The sequence below is a fragment of the Nocardioides montaniterrae genome (assembly GCF_054782655.1).
In genome coordinates, this window is record NZ_BAAGSB010000001.1 from 532495 (window position 1) to 547925 (window position 15431).

17 protein-coding genes are annotated in these 15431 nt (G+C 71.4%); 1 reads left to right on the forward strand and 16 read right to left on the reverse strand.

The window, feature by feature from the left end; genetic code table 11:
- Window positions 1-63 precede the first annotated feature (63 nt).
- From ACYVJ3_RS02850 to ACYVJ3_RS02875, 6 genes are read right to left on the reverse strand one after another with little or no spacing between them, the layout of a single operon-like run.
- Window positions 64-837: a type III pantothenate kinase gene (locus tag ACYVJ3_RS02850; RefSeq protein WP_460850970.1), complete on the reverse strand. Its 774-nt coding sequence runs from the start codon at window positions 835-837 to the stop codon at window positions 64-66.
- A gap of 3 nt (window positions 838-840) precedes the next feature.
- A complete protein-coding gene (gene nadC / locus ACYVJ3_RS02855; RefSeq protein WP_460850971.1) occupies window positions 841-1755 on the reverse strand; it encodes a carboxylating nicotinate-nucleotide diphosphorylase in 915 nt (304 codons plus the stop codon).
- On the reverse strand, window positions 1752-3431 hold the full coding sequence (locus tag ACYVJ3_RS02860) for an L-aspartate oxidase (RefSeq protein WP_460850972.1): 1680 nt from the start codon (window positions 3429-3431) through the stop codon (window positions 1752-1754). Before ACYVJ3_RS02860 ends, nadC begins: the two co-directional genes overlap by 4 nt.
- Window positions 3431-3850 carry an aspartate 1-decarboxylase gene (panD, locus tag ACYVJ3_RS02865; RefSeq protein WP_460851100.1) on the reverse strand — a complete coding sequence of 140 codons (420 nt, stop codon included), beginning with the start codon at window positions 3848-3850 and terminating at the stop codon, window positions 3431-3433. Before panD ends, ACYVJ3_RS02860 begins: the two co-directional genes overlap by 1 nt.
- A 23-nt stretch (window positions 3851-3873) precedes the next feature.
- Window positions 3874-4734, reverse strand: coding sequence for a pantoate--beta-alanine ligase (gene panC / locus ACYVJ3_RS02870; RefSeq protein WP_460850973.1), 861 nt, complete (start codon window positions 4732-4734; stop codon window positions 3874-3876).
- Window positions 4731-5639 carry a Rossmann-like and DUF2520 domain-containing protein gene (locus ACYVJ3_RS02875; RefSeq protein WP_460850974.1) on the reverse strand — a complete coding sequence of 303 codons (909 nt, stop codon included), beginning with the start codon at window positions 5637-5639 and terminating at the stop codon, window positions 4731-4733. The genes panC and ACYVJ3_RS02875 overlap by 4 nt, the downstream gene beginning before the upstream one ends.
- A 171-nt stretch (window positions 5640-5810) precedes the next feature.
- Between ACYVJ3_RS02875 and ACYVJ3_RS02880 the strand changes: the two genes are divergently transcribed.
- Window positions 5811-6917 (forward strand): glycosyltransferase family 2 protein, encoded by a 1107-nt coding sequence (locus tag ACYVJ3_RS02880; protein WP_460850975.1) that lies wholly within the window; start codon window positions 5811-5813, stop codon window positions 6915-6917.
- Window positions 6918-7070: 153 nt separating this feature from the next.
- Here ACYVJ3_RS02880 and ACYVJ3_RS02885 read toward each other — a convergent pair whose 3' ends face one another.
- From ACYVJ3_RS02885 to ACYVJ3_RS02930, 10 genes are all read right to left on the reverse strand, one after another.
- Window positions 7071-7652, reverse strand: a complete 582-nt coding sequence (locus tag ACYVJ3_RS02885) for a hypothetical protein (protein ID WP_460850976.1) — start codon at window positions 7650-7652, stop codon at window positions 7071-7073.
- Between the two features lie 92 nt (window positions 7653-7744).
- Window positions 7745-8215: a DUF3180 family protein gene (locus ACYVJ3_RS02890; protein ID WP_460850977.1), complete on the reverse strand. Its 471-nt coding sequence runs from the start codon at window positions 8213-8215 to the stop codon at window positions 7745-7747.
- 7 nt (window positions 8216-8222) lie between these two features.
- Window positions 8223-8792, reverse strand: a complete 570-nt coding sequence (gene folK / locus ACYVJ3_RS02895; protein ID WP_460850978.1) for a 2-amino-4-hydroxy-6-hydroxymethyldihydropteridine diphosphokinase — start codon at window positions 8790-8792, stop codon at window positions 8223-8225.
- 24 nt (window positions 8793-8816) lie between these two features.
- On the reverse strand, window positions 8817-9185 hold the full coding sequence (gene folB / locus ACYVJ3_RS02900; protein WP_460850979.1) for a dihydroneopterin aldolase: 369 nt from the start codon (window positions 9183-9185) through the stop codon (window positions 8817-8819).
- Window positions 9186-9195: 10 nt separating this feature from the next.
- Complete coding sequence (folP, locus tag ACYVJ3_RS02905) at window positions 9196-10038, reverse strand: dihydropteroate synthase (protein WP_460850980.1); 843 nt, start codon at window positions 10036-10038, stop codon at window positions 9196-9198.
- Between the two features lie 13 nt (window positions 10039-10051).
- Window positions 10052-10660 carry a GTP cyclohydrolase I FolE gene (folE, locus tag ACYVJ3_RS02910; RefSeq protein WP_460850981.1) on the reverse strand — a complete coding sequence of 203 codons (609 nt, stop codon included), beginning with the start codon at window positions 10658-10660 and terminating at the stop codon, window positions 10052-10054.
- Window positions 10661-10706: 46 nt separating this feature from the next.
- Window positions 10707-12731, reverse strand: coding sequence for an ATP-dependent zinc metalloprotease FtsH (ftsH, locus tag ACYVJ3_RS02915; RefSeq protein ID WP_460850982.1), 2025 nt, complete (start codon window positions 12729-12731; stop codon window positions 10707-10709).
- Window positions 12732-12835: 104 nt separating this feature from the next.
- Entirely contained in the window at window positions 12836-13387 is a 552-nt protein-coding gene (hpt, locus tag ACYVJ3_RS02920) for a hypoxanthine phosphoribosyltransferase (protein ID WP_460850983.1), read from the reverse strand.
- A gap of 4 nt (window positions 13388-13391) precedes the next feature.
- On the reverse strand, window positions 13392-14354 hold the full coding sequence (gene tilS, locus ACYVJ3_RS02925; RefSeq protein ID WP_460850984.1) for a tRNA lysidine(34) synthetase TilS: 963 nt from the start codon (window positions 14352-14354) through the stop codon (window positions 13392-13394).
- Entirely contained in the window at window positions 14354-15406 is a 1053-nt protein-coding gene (locus tag ACYVJ3_RS02930; protein ID WP_460850985.1) for a zinc-dependent metalloprotease, read from the reverse strand. Before ACYVJ3_RS02930 ends, tilS begins: the two co-directional genes overlap by 1 nt.
- Between the last annotated feature and the right edge of the window lie 25 nt (window positions 15407-15431).

Sequence of the window (15431 nt, forward strand, 5' to 3'; positions counted from 1 at the left end):
GGAGTTTGCCATAAATGTTGATTAGCACAAATGGTCAGGATTACGCCTTGTTAATGACGCCCTTCAGGTACGGGAATTGCGCGCGAATACCTGCGCGAGCCCTTCCAGGGTCAGGAACGGCCGGTGCAGGGTGAAGCAGGAGCACTCCTCGATCACCACGGGCGCGAGATATCCGGTCGCGATGACGGCCGTCTCCGCGGCATCCGCACCGAGGGCGGCGGTCAGACGAGCGACCATCCCCTCGACCTGGGCGGCTGCACCGAACACCATTCCCGACTGCAGCGCCTCCACGGTGTTCTTGCCGATCACTCCGCGCGGACGGACCAGCTCGACCTGGCGCAGCTGCGCGCCCGCGCGGCTCAGCGCGGCGAGCGAGACCTCGATGCCGGGCGTGATCGCGCCACCGACGTACCGGCCCTGCGCGTCGATGACGTCGTAGGTCGTCGCGGTGGAGCCGAAGTCGACGACGATCGCGGGGCTGCCGAGCTGGGCGGCGGCGAGCGCGTTGACGATCCGGTCGGTGCCGACCTCGCGCGGGTTGTCGACCTGGACGGCGACACCGGTGCGGACGCCGGGCTCGACGATCAGGTGCGGGATGTGCTCGAAGTGGCGCGCGAGCATCTCGCGGCACTCGTTGAGGACCGACGGGACGGTCGCGCACACCGCGATGCCGTCCACCTTCTCGGCCCGGTGGCCGAGCAGGCCACGCAGCAGCACGCCCCACTCGTCGGCGGTGCGGCGCGGATCGGTCGAGACGCGCCAGTCGCGCACGACCTCGCCGCCCTCGAGCAGGCCGAGGACGGTGTGGGCGTTGCCGATGTCGGCGGCGAGCAGCACGGCTCAGGCCTCGCGGAAGTCCAGGCCGAGGTCGAAGACCTTCACCGAGTGGGTCAGCGCGCCGACGGAGATGAAGTCGACACCGGTGGCGGCGACCTCCTTGGCGCGGTCGAGGGTGAGGCCGCCGGAGGCCTCCAGGGTGGCCGTGGGCGCGAGCTCGTCGCGGATCGCGACCGCCTCGGTCAGCTCGTCGTTGGACATGTTGTCGAGCAGGACCTCCACGCAGCCGGCCGCGAGGATCGCCCGCAGCTCGTCGAGGTCGGTCACCTCGACCTCGACCCGCAGGCCGGGGTTGGCGGCCACCACGGCCTGGTACGCCGGCACGACACCGCCGGCCGCGACGGCGTGGTTGTCCTTGACCATGGCGCGGTCGACCAGGCTGAAGCGGTGGTTGACGCCGCCGCCGCAGCGCACGGCGTACTTCTGCAGGGCACGCCAGCCGGGAAGGGTCTTGCGGGTGTCGAGGACCTTCGCACGCGTTCCGTCGAGCGCGCGCACCCACAGCGCGGTGGCGGTCGCCACGCCGGAGAGGTGCGAGGCGAAGTTGAGCGCGGTGCGCTCGGCGGTCAGCACGCCCTTGACCGGGCCCTCGGCCGTGAGGACGACGTCGCCCGGCTCTACGTGGGTGCCGTCGGCCATCCGGCCGGAGAGGATGACCGTGTCGCCGAGCGCGTAGCGGAACGCCAGCTCCGCGATCGCCAGGCCCGCGACGACGCCCGGCTCACGGGCGTTGAAGTCGGCGATGGCGACGCCCATGTCCGGCATCGCGGCGCTGGTGACGTCGTCGACGCCACCGGGCAGGTCCTCGTCGAAAGCCAGCGCGACGTGCTCGTAGATCGCCCTCGGGTCCAGGCCCGCGGCCTCGATCTCGGCGAGGAGGTCGGCCGGCAGGTCGGCGTACGGCGTCCGCGCGATCATGCGTTCTCCTGGGTGCTGGGGTCGGTCGAGGGCGAGGGCACGAACTCGACGTCGAGGCGGCCGTCGGTGGCACGTACGTCGAAGTGCCCGGCCCACCGCTCGTCGTCGCGCTCGGGGTGGTCCTCGCGCCAGTGCGAGCCGCGGGTCTCCTCGCGGGTGCCGGCGGCGGCTGTCAGGGCCGTCGCGATGGTGAGCAGGTTGGTGGTCTCCCACGACTCCTGGTCGACGGCGTCGGCGGTCTGGTCGGCGAGCTTGTCCAGCAGGGCGGCCGCATCGGCCAGGCCGGGGGCGGTCCGGAGCACGCCGACGCGGGAGGTCATCGTCTCCTGGAGCTCGCTGCGCGCGGAGCCGGCCACGAGGCCCGCCGTACGCCGGTCCTCGTCGACGGTGCGCCACTCGCCGAGCTCGCCGGGCAGCACCGTGGCGATGCGGCGGGCGAAGACCAGGCCGTCGAGCAGGGAGTTGGAGGCGAGCCGGTTGGCGCCGTTGACGCCGGAGCAGGCGACCTCACCGCTGGCGTACAGACCCGGTACGCCTGAGCGGCCGTCGAGGTCGGTGCGCACGCCGCCCGAGACGTAGTGGCAGGCAGGCGCGACGGGGATCAGCTCGGTGACCGGGTCGACGCCGTGGGAGCGGGCGGTGGCCAGGATGGTGGGGAAGCGCTTCTCCCAGAACTCGGCGCCGAGGTGGCGCGCGTCGAGCCACATGTGCGGGTGGCCGGTCTCGAGCATCCGCTTCATGATCGCCTTGGCCACGACGTCGCGCGGGGCGAGGTCGGCGAGCTCGTGGACGCCCTGCATGAACCGGTTGCCCTCGAAGTCGACGAGGAACGCGCCCTCGCCGCGCACGGCCTCGGAGATGAGGGGCTGCTGGCCGCGGGAGTCGGGGCCGAGGTACATCACGGTGGGGTGGAACTGCACGAACTCCAGGTCGCGCAGGGTCGCGCCGGCGCGCAGCGCGAGCGCCATGCCGTCGCCGGTCGAGACGGCCGGGTTGGTGGTCTGGCTGAAGACCTGCCCGAAGCCGCCGGAGGCCAGCACGACCGCCCGGCAGCGGACCGCGCCGACGCCGTCGCGCTCGCCCTCGCCGATCACGTGGAGCGTGAGGCCGGCGACGCCCGTCGTACCGCTGCTGTCGGTGCCGAGCTGGAGGTCGACGGCCAGCGCGTGCTGGATGACCTCGACGTCGGGTGCGGCCTCGATCGCGGCGATCAGCGCGCGCTGGATCTCGGCGCCGGTGGCGTCTCCGCCGGCGTGGGCGATGCGGTCGCGGTGGTGGCCGCCCTCGCGGGTCAGCGACAGCGACCCGTCGGCGGCGTGGTCGAAGTTGGTGCCGAGCGCGATCAGCTCGCGGACCGCCTCGGGGCCCTCGGTGACCAGGACGCGTACGGCGTCCGCGTCACAGGCGCCGGCGCCCGCGACGAGGGTGTCGCGCTCGTGCTGGGCGGGGGTGTCGCCCTCGCCGAGCGCGGCGGCGATGCCGCCCTGAGCCCACTGGGTGGAGCCCGCGTTGAGGACGTCCTTGGTGACCACGAGGACCTTGTCGACGTGCTCGCGCAGTCGCAACGCGGCGGTCAGACCGGCGATGCCGGAGCCGACCACGACCACGTCGGCCTCGGTGGCCCACCCGGGAGCGGGCGAGGTCAGTCGCCCGGGAAGACGTCCTCCAGGTGTCATCAGCGCGCGGCCACCGCGTCGCCGCGCTGCAGGGTCGCGTCGCCGAAGGTCTCGGCCGGGTCGAAGCCGGTCGCCATGATCTTGTTGTCCTTGTCGACGAACACGACGTGGGGACGGTGCTCCTTGGCCTCCTCGGTGCTCATCTGGCCGTAGCCGATGATGATGACGAGGTCGCCGGGGTGCACCAGGTGCGCGGCGGCACCGTTGATGCCGATCACGCCGGAGCCGCGCTCGCCCGCGATCGTGTAGGTCTCGAGCCGAGCGCCGTTGGTGACATCGACGATGTGGACCAGCTCGCCGGGGAGCAGGTCGGAGGCCTCCAGGAGGTCCTCGTCGATCGTCACGGAGCCGACGTAGTGCAGGTCCGCCTGGGTCACGGTGGCCCGGTGGATCTTGGACTTCATCATGGTGCGCAGCATCGTCATCTGACCTTTCTGGGGTTTCAGAACTGCAGGGGAAGGTTGTCGATCAGCCGGGTGGAGCCGATCTTGGCGGCCACGAGGATGCGGCCCTCCGAGCCCGCGGCCGGATGGGCCGGCAGCTCGCTCAGGTTGGTCTGGGTCAGGGCGAGGTAGTCGAGCTCGATCGCCGGCTCGCTCTCCAGGACGCCGATGGCGGCCCGGCGAGCGGCAGGTACGCCGTCCTTGGCGTGTGCCTGCGCCTGACGGAGCGCCCTGCTCAAGGTGGCGGCCAGGAGGCGCTGCTCGTCGTCGAGGTAGCGGTTGCGGCTCGAGCGGGCCAGCCCGTCGTCCTCGCGGTCGGTCGGGGCGCCGATCACCTCGACCCGCAGGCAGAGGTCGTCGACGAGCCGGCGGATCAGGGCGAGCTGCTGGTAGTCCTTCTCACCGAAGACGGCGAGGTCGGGGCGCACGATGCCGAACAGCTTGGCCACGACCGTCAGGACGCCACGGAAGTGGCCGGGGCGGCTGGCGCCCTCGAGGATCGTGGCGGTCGTGCCGGGGTCGACGGTGACGGGGTCCGCGGTCGCCGCGTGGGGGACGCCGGTGGGGTACATCTCCTCGACGCTCGGCGCGAAGACGATGTCGACGCCCTCGCGGGTGCAGACCTCGAGGTCGGCGTCCTCGGTGCGGGGGTAGCGGTCGAAGTCCTCGTCCGGGCCGAACTGGAGCGGGTTGACGAAGAGGCTGACGACGAGGGTGGCGCCCTCGCCGGCCCGGGCCCGGGCCAGGCGCATCAGGCTGGCGTGGCCGTCGTGGAGGGCGCCCATGGTGGGGACCAGCGCCACCGGGGTGGCGCGAGTGATCAGGGCGTCGAGCTCTGCTCGGGTGCGGGCGACCTTCACCGGGTCTCCAGCTGGTGCTTGCGGGCGGCGGTCTCCAGGACGTCGGCGATCTTGCGGGCACGGATCGGGAGGACCCGGCCATCGGTGACCGCGCGGTCGAGGGTCGCGTGCGCGAGCGCGAGGTAGCTGGGGAGGGAGTCGGGGTTGGTACGCCGGAGCTGGCGGACGTGGGCCGCCACCGTCTTGACGTCGCCGCGGACGATCGGGCCGGTCAGAGCGGCGTCTCCGTGGGCCAGGGCGTTGTCGAGAGCCGCCTCGAGCAGCGGGCGCAGAGTGCCGGCCGCGTCGTCGACGCCCGCGGCGGCGAGCATGCCCATCGCCTCGCTGACGAGGGTGACGAGGTGGTTGGCGCCGTGGGCCAGGCCCGCGTGGTAGAGCGTGCGCATCTCCTCGGGGACCCAGGTCGGGCGGCCGCCGAGGTCCGCGACGAGCGTCTCGGCGAGGGCGCGCTCGAGGGGGCCTGCGGTCAGGCCGAAGACGCAGCCGGAGAGTCGGTCGAGGTCCTTGGTGGTGCCGGAGAACGTCATCGCGGGGTGCAGCGCGATCGGGCGGGCGCCCGCGCGGGCGGCGGGCTCCAGGATCGCCAGGCCATGGGCACCCGACGTGTGGGCGACGTACTGGCCGGGGCGCAGCGCGCCGCTCTCGGCCAGCATCGTGACGACGTTGGACAGCATGTCGTCGGGGACGGTGAGCAGGACCAGGTCGGCGGCCTTGGCGACGGCCGTCGGCTTCTCGAGGGGTACGCCGGGCAGCAGCTCGGCCGCGCGACGGCGACTGGCGTCGGACTCGCCGGCGACGGCGACGACGTCGTGGCCCGCGGCTCGGAGAGCTGCGGCGAGGACCGCGCCGACCTTGCCGGCGCCGATCACGCCCACGCGAAGGCGCGGCGACTCGTTGGTGCTCATCTCGAACCCTTCGTTCCAATCCCTCCGACCACCCGCTGCGCGGGCCGGTGTGGGTACCGGACGTGTCTGCTCGTCAGTAACAACGACGAGGGTAGGCCGGTGTCATCCCTGCGCGATACCTCCGACCGGTGTGACCCCGGCGACATCGGGGCCAGCCGCTAGCGTGCTGCCGTGCGCTTTCGTCGGTCCGCTCCCCCGCTCATCAGCGTCGTCGTGCCGGCGTACGACACCGCGGCGTACCTGCCGGCCTGCCTGGACTCGCTCCTCGCACAGACGCACACCGCTCTGGAGATCGTCGTCGTGGACGACGGGTCGCCCGACGCCTGCGGGGAGATCGCCGCCTCCTACGCGGCTCGGGATCCTCGGGTGAAGGTGCTGCGGCAGGCCAACGGAGGGCTGGGGGCGGCGCGCAACGCCGGGTTCGCGGTCACGTCCGGGGAGGTCGTGGCGTTCGCCGACTCCGACGACGTGGTGCCGCCGTCGGCGTACGAGGTGATGGTGCGGCAGCTGCAGCGGACCGGTGCCGACCTGGTGACCGGAGGCGTGCAGACGCTGGTCGACGGATCCCTGCGGTCGATGCCGTGGATGCAGCGCATCCACTCCGACCGCGCGGCGGTGTTCCTGGAGCAGCGACCCGAGCTGCTCGGCGACGTGTTCGCGTGGAACAAGCTCTACCGGCGTTCGTTCTGGACGGGCGCGGGCCTGTCGTGGCCGGAGCGGCTGCGCTACGAGGACCAGCCGACGCTGACCAGGGCCTACACGCACGCTCGGTTGATCGGGGTCGTGCCGGACGTGGTGTACCACTGGCGCATCCGCTCGGACGGGTCCTCGATCACGCAGCAGCGTGCCGCCCTCGACGACCTCCGGGACCGCTGGACGACCAAGCGGATGTCGCTGGAGACCGTGCGCGAGTTCGGGTCGGCCAAGGTGAGCCGCGTCTTCACCGAGCGGGTCCTGCCGGGCGACCTGTGGCGCTACTTCCTGCAGATCCCCACCTGCTCGGACGACTGGTGGGCGCTCCTGGTCGCCGGGGTGCGGGAGTTCTGGGGAACCCACGGTTCCCTGACCGGCTCGCGCCTGATGCCGGCGCACCGGCTGGTCGGCTGGATGGTCGAGCAGGACCGGCGTGCGGACGCTTCGTTCGTGATCTCGTACGTCGTCGAGCACGGCGGGCTGCCCCGCGTCCCGGACGGCGGCGGGCGTCGCGTCGACGTCCCCGGGCTGGATCTCACCGGGATCCCGCGCGCTGCCCTGGCGCTCCGCGACGACGAGAAGTAGTCACTCCCGCGGACTTGCTTGCATGCATGCAAGGTGGGTCGCGCGGCTCCTTGCATGCATGCAAGCAAGAAGCCCCGCCCGCCCGGTTGCAGGCATGCAAGCAAGAAGCCCCCACCCGACCTGCGGGCGAGGGCCTTGCGTGCGGCAGCTGTCTCAGACCGCCTTGGCCTTGGGCGCCTTGCGCCAGCTCTGCAGCTCGGCGGTGAGCACGTCGACCTGCTGCTCGAGCTCGGCGACCCTGATGGCGGCGTCGGTGGCGCGGTCCTCGGCATCGGCGATGCGGGTGCGGACGCGCTCGGTCTCGCGCTCGGCGGTCTCGGCGCGGTCGGTGGCGTCGGAGAGGTCCCGGCGGGCCTCGGCCAGCTCGGAGGCGGCGTCGGAGAGCCGCTTCTCCAGGCGGCTCACGGTGGCATCACGCTTGGCGAGGCGACCCTGCATGTCGGCGGCGAACTCGAGGTTCTCGGCGGTGCGGGTCTCGGTCAGCGCCTTGTAGTCCTGCGCGACCTGAGCCCGCTCCCGCGCGGCCTCCATGCGGGTCACGCGGACCTCGGAGTGGGTGATCTTCGCGGACGCGGCGCCCAGCAGGAACGCAGCCACCCCGCCGAGGACGGCGCCGGTGAAGGAGCCGCTCAGCGCGGTCGCGAGGACCACTGCAGCAGCGACGAAGATGAGCGCCACCGCGACCACGACACGGGTCGAGCGCTGGCGACGACGAGATCCAACCGCGGTACTCATGCGTCCACGTTAGAACCGGGCACAGCCTTTCCCCGGCACATTCGCGCGTGGCGCGTGAGACGGATGTGATTGATGAGGATCGGGCCGAGCGCTCAGCGGTCGGTCTCGCGGTCCTCGTCGTCCGGGCCGACCCGGCACGCCCGCTCCAGCAGGAGCGCGGCCACCACCGCGAGCGCCGCGCCACCGGCCGCCACCAGCGACCGCACGAGGCGCTCGTCGGCCATGTCGGCACGGTCGGCGATCCAGCTCAGCCCGTAGCCGAGGTAGGCGCCCCCGACCAAGGCGCACGCGAGCGCCGACGCCCTCGCGAGGACGAACCGGTTGAGGGGGTTGTCGACCGACCAGCGCTCCCGGCGTACGTGCAGGGCGCGGTAGGTCGACCATGCCGTCCAACCGAGAGCGGCGGCGATGAGGAAGAGAGCGGCAGGCTGCGCCCACGGCACGAGCGGAGGTACGACGGAGAGCCGGTCACACAGGCCGTGGATCGCCCAACCCCCGATCAGGCCCGCGACCGCCCAGGCGAGCAGCGAGAGCGGGGAGGTCGGCCGGAGCCCCTCCCTCAACCGAGGCTCACTCGAACTCGAGGACCAGGTCGTCGCGGCGCTGGAGACCGTCGGTGCCCACCGCGGCCAGCAGGTCGACGACCGGGCCGCGGTCGAGGAACTGCGCGTCGGGCTCGAGGTCGAGCCAGGGCTGGAGCACGAAGGCGCGCTCGTGGGCCAACGGGTGGGGGAGCTTGAGTGCCTCGGTGTCGGCACGGCGGTCGCCGACCAGGATCAGGTCGACGTCGAGCGTGCGCGGCTCGTTCTTCTCACCGGTGCGCATCCGGTCGAAGGCCTGCTCGACGGCCTGCGCCCGGTCGAGGAGACGCGAGGCGGAGAGCGTGGTGTCGGCGAGGACGACCGCGTTGAGGAACGTGCCGGCTCCGGGCGGGCAGTTCACCGGAGTGGTCTCGTAGACCGGCGAGACGCCGGTGACCCACACGTCGGGGGTGTCGGCCAGGGTCGACACCGCGCCCTGCAGGTTCTGGAAGCGCTCACCCAGGTTGGAACCCAGGGCGATCACGACACGGCGGATCGGGCGCATCTCACCGGTGAGGGTGTCCGCATCGATGATGTTGGGATTCGGCGTCTCAGTCATGGTCGAACCTCTCCTGCCCGCGTCTCACGCGGCTCGTCTGCGGGTGATGGTCAGCTGCACGTCCCCGAACGGGTTCTCGATCGGAGCGTCCGGTTTGTGAACGGTCACCCGAGCCCATTCAACACGACGATCCCCCAGGCAGACAGCGGCGATCCGCTCGGCAAGGGTCTCGATCAGGTCGACCGGGTCCGTGCCCACCGCGCCAGCAACGTCGGCCACGAGACTTCCGTAGTCCACGGTGTCGCGCAAGTCATCCGACCCGGCCGCGGGACGGGTGTCGACGCCCAGCGTCAGGTCGATGAGGAACTTCTGCCCGTCGCGGCGCTCGAAGTCGAAGACACCGTGGTGGCCCCAGCACTCGATGCCGACGATCGACAGCTCGTCGAGCGCCACCGGCACGAGATCATTCACGTCCATCACCCTGCCATGCGGTCACAACGGCGATCGCGTCGAGGTGGGCTCGTACGTCGTGGACGCGGACACACCACACGTCCGCCGAGCCCTGGCGCGCGGCCAGGAGCGCGGTCACCGCAACGCCGGCGGCCTCGCGCTCGCCCACCGGTCGAGGCTCGCCCCCGGCCTCGAGCAGCCGGCCCAGGAAGGTCTTGCGGCTGGCGCCGACCAGCAGGGGCAGACCGAGGTCGGCGATGCGGTCGAGGTGGCGCAGAAGCTCCCAGTTGTGCTCGGGCAGCTTGGCGAAGCCCAGCCCCGGGTCGAGCACCAGCCGCTCGTCCGGGATGCCGGCGGCGCGCGCCGCCACGACCCGCTCCGACAGCTCGGCGTGCACGGCCTCGACCACACCGCCCGGTCCGTCGTACGTCGCGAGCGACTGCATCCGGTCGCTGTGGGCGCGCCAGTGCATCGCGACGTACGTCGCCTCCGAGGCCGCGACCACCTCGAGGATGGCCGGGTCCGCCAGGCCGCCGGAGACGTCGTTGACGATCGTCGCGCCGGCCGCGAGGGCGGCGGCCGCGACCTCGTGGCGCATGGTGTCGACGGAGACGGTGGCACCGTCGGCGGCCAGCGCCTCGATGACGGGCACGACGCGGTCGAGCTCCTCCTCGAGCAAGGGCCGGGTCGCGCCCGGACGGGTGGACTCGCCGCCGATGTCAAGGATGTCGGCGCCGTCGGCCAGCAGCGACCGGCCGTGCGCGGCGGCGCGGTCGGCGTCGGCGTACCTCCCCCCGTCGGAGAACGAGTCGGGGGTGACGTTGACGACCCCCATCACCAGCGGCCGGGATGCCATGGCAGCGCTCGCGCTATCGGGCGGAGTGGATCAGCGCCATCGCCTCGGCGCGGGTCGGGCCGCTCAGCATCTGGCCGCGGACCGCGGAGGTGATGGTGCGGGCACCGGCCTTGCGCACGCCGCGCATCGTCATGCAGAGGTGCTCGGCCTCGATCACCACGATCACGCCACGCGCCTCGAGGATCTCCATGAGCGCGTCGGCAACCTGCGTCGTCAGCCGCTCCTGCACCTGCGGGCGCTTGGCGTAGACGTCGACTAGCCGGGCCAGCTTGGACAGCCCGGTGATCTTGCCGCTCGCTGCCGGGATGTAGCCGACGTGCGCGACCCCCGTGAACGGCACCAGGTGGTGCTCGCACATCGACCACAGCTCGATGTCACGGACCAGGACCATCTCGTCGTGGCCGAGGTCGAAGGTCGTGGTGAGGACGTCCTCGGGCTTCTGGTGCAGCCCCTGGGTCAGCTCGGCGTACGCCCTGGCGACGCGGGCCGGGGTCTCCTTGAGGCCCTCGCGCTCGGGGTCCTCGCCGATGGCGGCGAGCAGCTCGCGCACGGCGGCCTCGGCCCGCGCGTGGTCGAAGTCGGGTACGTCGTCGCGCTCGGCGAGGCTGATCGGATCAGGCACGCCGCGAGTCTAGGACGGCCTTGCTCACGCCTTCACCGCGGTGCGGTCAGAGGTCGATGGGACCGGGGCCTTCAGGAATGACCGGGCCCTCGACCGTGCCGCCCGTGGGCGTCGTGCCGGACGGGGTGTCGACCGGGGGCGGGACCTGCGCGCGCTTGCGGATCTCCTCGGGGATCTCGACGGGCGGGATCGTGGAGGGGATGCGGGTGGGCGAGCCGGTCCAGGCCGGACGCTCGGGACGGCGGCGCAGGGGCGTGAAGATCTCGGCGACCTGGGCCTTGTCGAGCGTCTCCTTGTCGAGCAGCTGGAGCACGAGGTCGTCGAGCACGTCACGGTTCTCGACCAGGATGTCGAAGGCCTCCTGGTGCGCGGTGGCGAGGAACTTCTTGACCTCCTCGTCCACGATCGCGGCGACGTCCTCGGAGTAGTCGCGCTGGTGGCCGAGGTCGCGGCCCAGGAACGGCTCGGACCCGGACGAGCCCAGCTTGATCGCGCCGAGGCGCTCGGTCATGCCGTACTGGGTGACCATCGCGCGGGCCAGGTTGGTGGCCTTCTCGATGTCGTTGCCGGCGCCGGTGGTCGGGTCGTGGAAGACCATCTCCTCGGCGGCGCGGCCGCCGAGCATGTACGCCAGCTTGTCGAGCATCTCGCTGCGGGTCTGGGAGTACTTGTCCTCGTCGGGCAGCACCATCGTGTAGCCGAGGGCGCGACCGCGCGGCAGGATCGTGATCTTGTGGACCGGGTCGGTGCCCGGCAGCGCCGCCGCGACGAGCGCGTGGCCGCCCTCGTGGTAGGCGGTGATGAGCTTCTCGTTCTCGCTCATCAGGCGCGTACGCCGCTGCGGGCCCGCGATGACGCGGTCGATCGCCTCGTCGATGGCACTCGCGGTGATCAGCTTCTGGTTGTTGCGCGCGGTGAGCAGCGCGGCCTCGTTGAGCACGTTGGCCAGGTCGGCGCCCGAGAAGCCCGGCGTACGACGGCCGACGTTCTGCAGGTCGACGTCGGGGCCCAGCGGCTTGCCTCGCGAGTGCACCTTGAGGATCTGGTGGCGGCCGGCCAGGTCGGGGGCGTCGACACCGATCTGACGGTCGAAGCGGCCCGGGCGCAGCAGGGCCGGGTCGAGCACGTCAGGGCGGTTGGTCGCGGCGATGAGGATGACTCCGCCGCGCACGTCGAAGCCGTCCATCTCGACGAGGAGCTGGTTGAGGGTCTGCTCGCGCTCGTCGTGACCGCCGCCCATGCCGGCGCCACGGTGACGGCCCACGGCGTCGATCTCGTCGATGAAGACGATGGCGGGGGCGTTCTCCTTGGCCTGCTCGAACAGGTCGCGCACGCGCGAGGCGCCCACGCCGACGAACATCTCGACGAAGTCCGAGCCGGAGATCGAGTAGAACGGGACGCCCGCCTCGCCGGCGACGGCGCGGGCGAGCAGGGTCTTGCCGGTTCCGGGAGGGCCGTAGAGCAGGACGCCCTTGGGGATCTTGGCGCCGACGGCCTGGAACTTGGCGGGCTCCTGGAGGAACTCCTTGATCTCGCCGAGCTCCTCGATCGCCTCGTCGCACCCGGCCACGTCGTCGAAGGTCGTCTTGGGCATGTCCTTGGTGATCATCTTCGCCTTGGACTTGCCGAACTGCATGACGCCCCGGCCACCGCCCTGGACGTTGTTCATCAAGAACACGAACAGCAGGATGATCAGCACGAACGGCAGGACCGTGCCGATGATGGAGCCGAGCAGGCTGGGCTGCGGGTTCTCGGAGTTGGACTTCTCGATCGTGCCCTTGGCGACCTGGGCGTCGACCTTCGCGAGGATCGACTCCTGCTGGCCCTGGATGTAGTGGGTCGTGACCTTGTCGCCCTGGCCGCGCACCCCGTCGTCGAGGGTGGCCTTGATGACCTGGTCACCGTCGATGAACGAGATCTCCTTGACCTGGCCCGCGTCGATGTACTTCGACATCTGCGAGGTCGAGACCTCGTCGTACCCTCCCCCGGGCGCAAGGAACTGCAGCGCGAGGATGACGGCCACGACCGCCACGAGGATCCACAGCCATGGGCCGCGCAAGAGGCGCTTCACGAATTACCTGCTCCCACCGTCAAACGGTTCTTCTCATCGATCTCTGCGACCGTACACGGCGGTCCTGCCCTGCAAACGCCCCGGCCACACGCTGAGTTCCGCCGTCAGCTGTAGACGTGCGGCGCGAGCGTCGCGATGTCGCGCAGGTTGCGGTAGCGCTCGCGGTAGTCGAGCCCGTAGCCCACGACGAACTCGTTGGGGATGTCCCAGCCCACGTACTTGGCCTGGACCGGCATCTGCAGGGCCTCCGGCTTGCGCAGGAGGGTGCAGATCTCGACGCTGGCCGGGCCGCGCGAGGAGAGGTTGCGGGTCAGCCAGGACAGGGTCAGGCCGGTATCGATGATCTCGTCGACGATCAGCACGTGACGGCCGTTGAGGTCGGAGTCGAGGTCCTTGAGGATGCGCACGACGCCGGAGGACTTCGTCCCCGAGCCGTACGACGACACCGCCATCCAGTCCATCTCGACGTGGCGGTCCAGCGCGCGGGCCATGTCGGCCATGATCATCACCGCGCCCCGGAGGACGCCGACGATGATCAGGTCCTTGCCCTCGTAGTCCTTCTCGACCTGCGCGGCCAGCTCCGCCACGCGGTCCTGGATCTGCTTTTCGGTGAACAGCACCTCGACGAGGTCGGACTCGACGTGGGAGGACTCCATGGGTTCAGGATTCCACACGGGTGGAGCGGAACTCGACGGAGCGTCCGTCGCGGTACGCCGTGAGGTGACCTGGGAGCTGCACCTCTCCACGGATCTCGCCGGTCGCCAGCGCGTAGAGCTGCGAGACGTGCACGTGGAACAGCTCCGCGTCGATCGCACCGGCGTTGACGGCGCCGAGCCGCAGCATGCGGGTGGCGATCGCCTTTGGGTACGGCGACACGTCCAGCTCCTCCAGCGACCAGAACTCCGTCTCTGCCATCTCGTCCAACGCCTCCATGTCGTCACGGAGCAGGTCTGCGGTCCTGGCCAGCGCTGCGGCGATGCCGGGACCGAGCTGGTCCTCGAGCATCGGCATCACCTTCTTGCGGACCCGGACCCGCGTGTAGCCGGGGTCGTCGTTGTGCGGGTCGTGCCAGACCTGCAGCCCCTCGACCTGGCACGCGGTGACGGTGTCGTCGCGGGAGACGTCGAGCAGCGGTCGGGCGTAGTGGTCGAAAGCGCGGCGCATGCCGGCGATGCTGCGCCCACCGGAGCCGCGGGTGAGCCCGAGCAGGACGGTCTCGGCCTGATCGTCGCGGGTGTGGCCGAGCAGCACCAGCACCGCGCCGAAGTGCACGCGCATCTGCTCGAGCACGTCGTAGCGGGCGCGCCGGGCGGCCGCCTCCATCCCGAGGCCGCCGGCCTCGACCTGGACCCGGGCCGAGGCGGTCTGCGAGGCACCCATGACGGCCATCTGCTCGACGACCCGGGCGGTGTGCTCGCTCGAGCCTTCCTGCAGGCCGTGGTCGACGGTCACGCCGATCACCAGCACCCCGGCCTTCCGAGCCTCGAACACCGTGGCCGAGAGCAGGGCCAGCGAGTCCGGGCCGCCCGAGCAGGCCACCAGGACGGTGTCGCCCGGCTCGAGGCCGGCCAGCGTCCGGCGTACGGCCAGCCGGCAGGCCGCGATCGCGGGGTGGAGGGCCATCACGCCAGGACGCGGGCGACCCAGGCCTCGGGGTCGGCGATCTCGGCCTTGGAGGGGAGATTCGCGGGCTGGGCCCAGACGGCGTTGAACTCGGCCATGCCGACCTTGTCGACCACGCCGCGCACGAAGGCCGCACCGTCGCGGTACTGAGCCATCTTGGCCTCGAGCCCGAGCAGGCGACGGATGATGCGGTCGAGGGTGCCGACGCCCTTGCGACGCTCGGTGAACCTGCTGCGGATGTGCTCGACGCTGGGGATGACCGAGGGGCCGACGCCGTCCATGACCACGTCGGCGTGGCCCTCGAGCAGCGACATCATGCCCGTGACGCGGTCGAGGACCTCGCGCTGCTCGGGCGTGCTGACCATGTCGATCACGCTGCCGCCGCCGCGCGCGGCCTTGACGATCTCGGCGAGACGCTGCGGGCCGCCCTCGAGCAAGGAGGCCGGCTCGACGGCCGAGGTGATCGCGGCGATCTCGTCGAAGAGGTGCTGGCGCATCCACGGCACGGCCGTGAACTGCACGCGATGGGTCTCCTCGTGGAGGCAGACCCACAGCCGGAAGTCGGTGGGGTCGACACCGAGCTCGCGCTCGACGTGGACGATGTTCGGGGCGACCAGCAGCAGCCGGCCGTGGTCGGGGTGGAACGGGTCGAACTGACCGAGCACCTTGCCGGCCATGTAGCCCAGCAGCCCGCCGACCTCGGCGCCGGTGACCTTCTGGCCGATCGTCAGGCCCAGCCCGGACGGCACCTTCTTCTGCTTGTCGGCGAGCTTGCCGATCAGCGGACCGGTGGCGACCTTGAACGCCTCGACGTTGGCCTTGACCCAGCCGGCGCGGTCGACGACCAGGATCGGGGCGGTGCCGTCGGGGGCGTCCAGGCCGGTGAAGTCGCGCACCAGCCCGGTGGAGCGGTGCGCGTCCGCCCGCAGCTCGGCGACGGCGGCGTCGGCCTCGGCCCGGGGCACGACCGGCCCCTGGCCGGCGATCTTCGCGCCCAGCGAGATCGCGACCTTCCAGTCGATCATCTCCGGCGCGGCCGCGTGCTGACTCATGGGTTGAAGCGTAGGACCGTGCGAA

Excerpts from the sequence above, each read along its gene's own strand:
- panD (WP_460851100.1), bottom strand. The coding sequence starts at position 3,850 with ATGCTGCGCACCATGATGAAGTCCAAGATCCACCGGGCCACCGTGACC.
- tilS (WP_460850984.1), bottom strand. The coding sequence starts at position 14,354 with ATGGCCCTCCACCCCGCGATCGCGGCCTGCCGGCTGGCCGTACGCCGG.
- folP (WP_460850980.1), bottom strand. The coding sequence starts at position 10,038 with ATGGCATCCCGGCCGCTGGTGATGGGGGTCGTCAACGTCACCCCCGAC.
- ACYVJ3_RS02885 (WP_460850976.1), bottom strand. The coding sequence starts at position 7,652 with ATGAGTACCGCGGTTGGATCTCGTCGTCGCCAGCGCTCGACCCGTGTC.
- folK (WP_460850978.1), bottom strand. The coding sequence starts at position 8,792 with ATGACTGAGACGCCGAATCCCAACATCATCGATGCGGACACCCTCACC.
- ACYVJ3_RS02860 (WP_460850972.1), bottom strand. The coding sequence starts at position 3,431 with ATGACACCTGGAGGACGTCTTCCCGGGCGACTGACCTCGCCCGCTCCC.
- ACYVJ3_RS02930 (WP_460850985.1), bottom strand. The coding sequence starts at position 15,406 with ATGAGTCAGCACGCGGCCGCGCCGGAGATGATCGACTGGAAGGTCGCG.
- nadC (WP_460850971.1), bottom strand. The coding sequence starts at position 1,755 with ATGATCGCGCGGACGCCGTACGCCGACCTGCCGGCCGACCTCCTCGCC.
- ACYVJ3_RS02875 (WP_460850974.1), bottom strand. The coding sequence starts at position 5,639 with ATGAGCACCAACGAGTCGCCGCGCCTTCGCGTGGGCGTGATCGGCGCC.
- hpt (WP_460850983.1), bottom strand. The coding sequence starts at position 13,387 with ATGGAGTCCTCCCACGTCGAGTCCGACCTCGTCGAGGTGCTGTTCACC.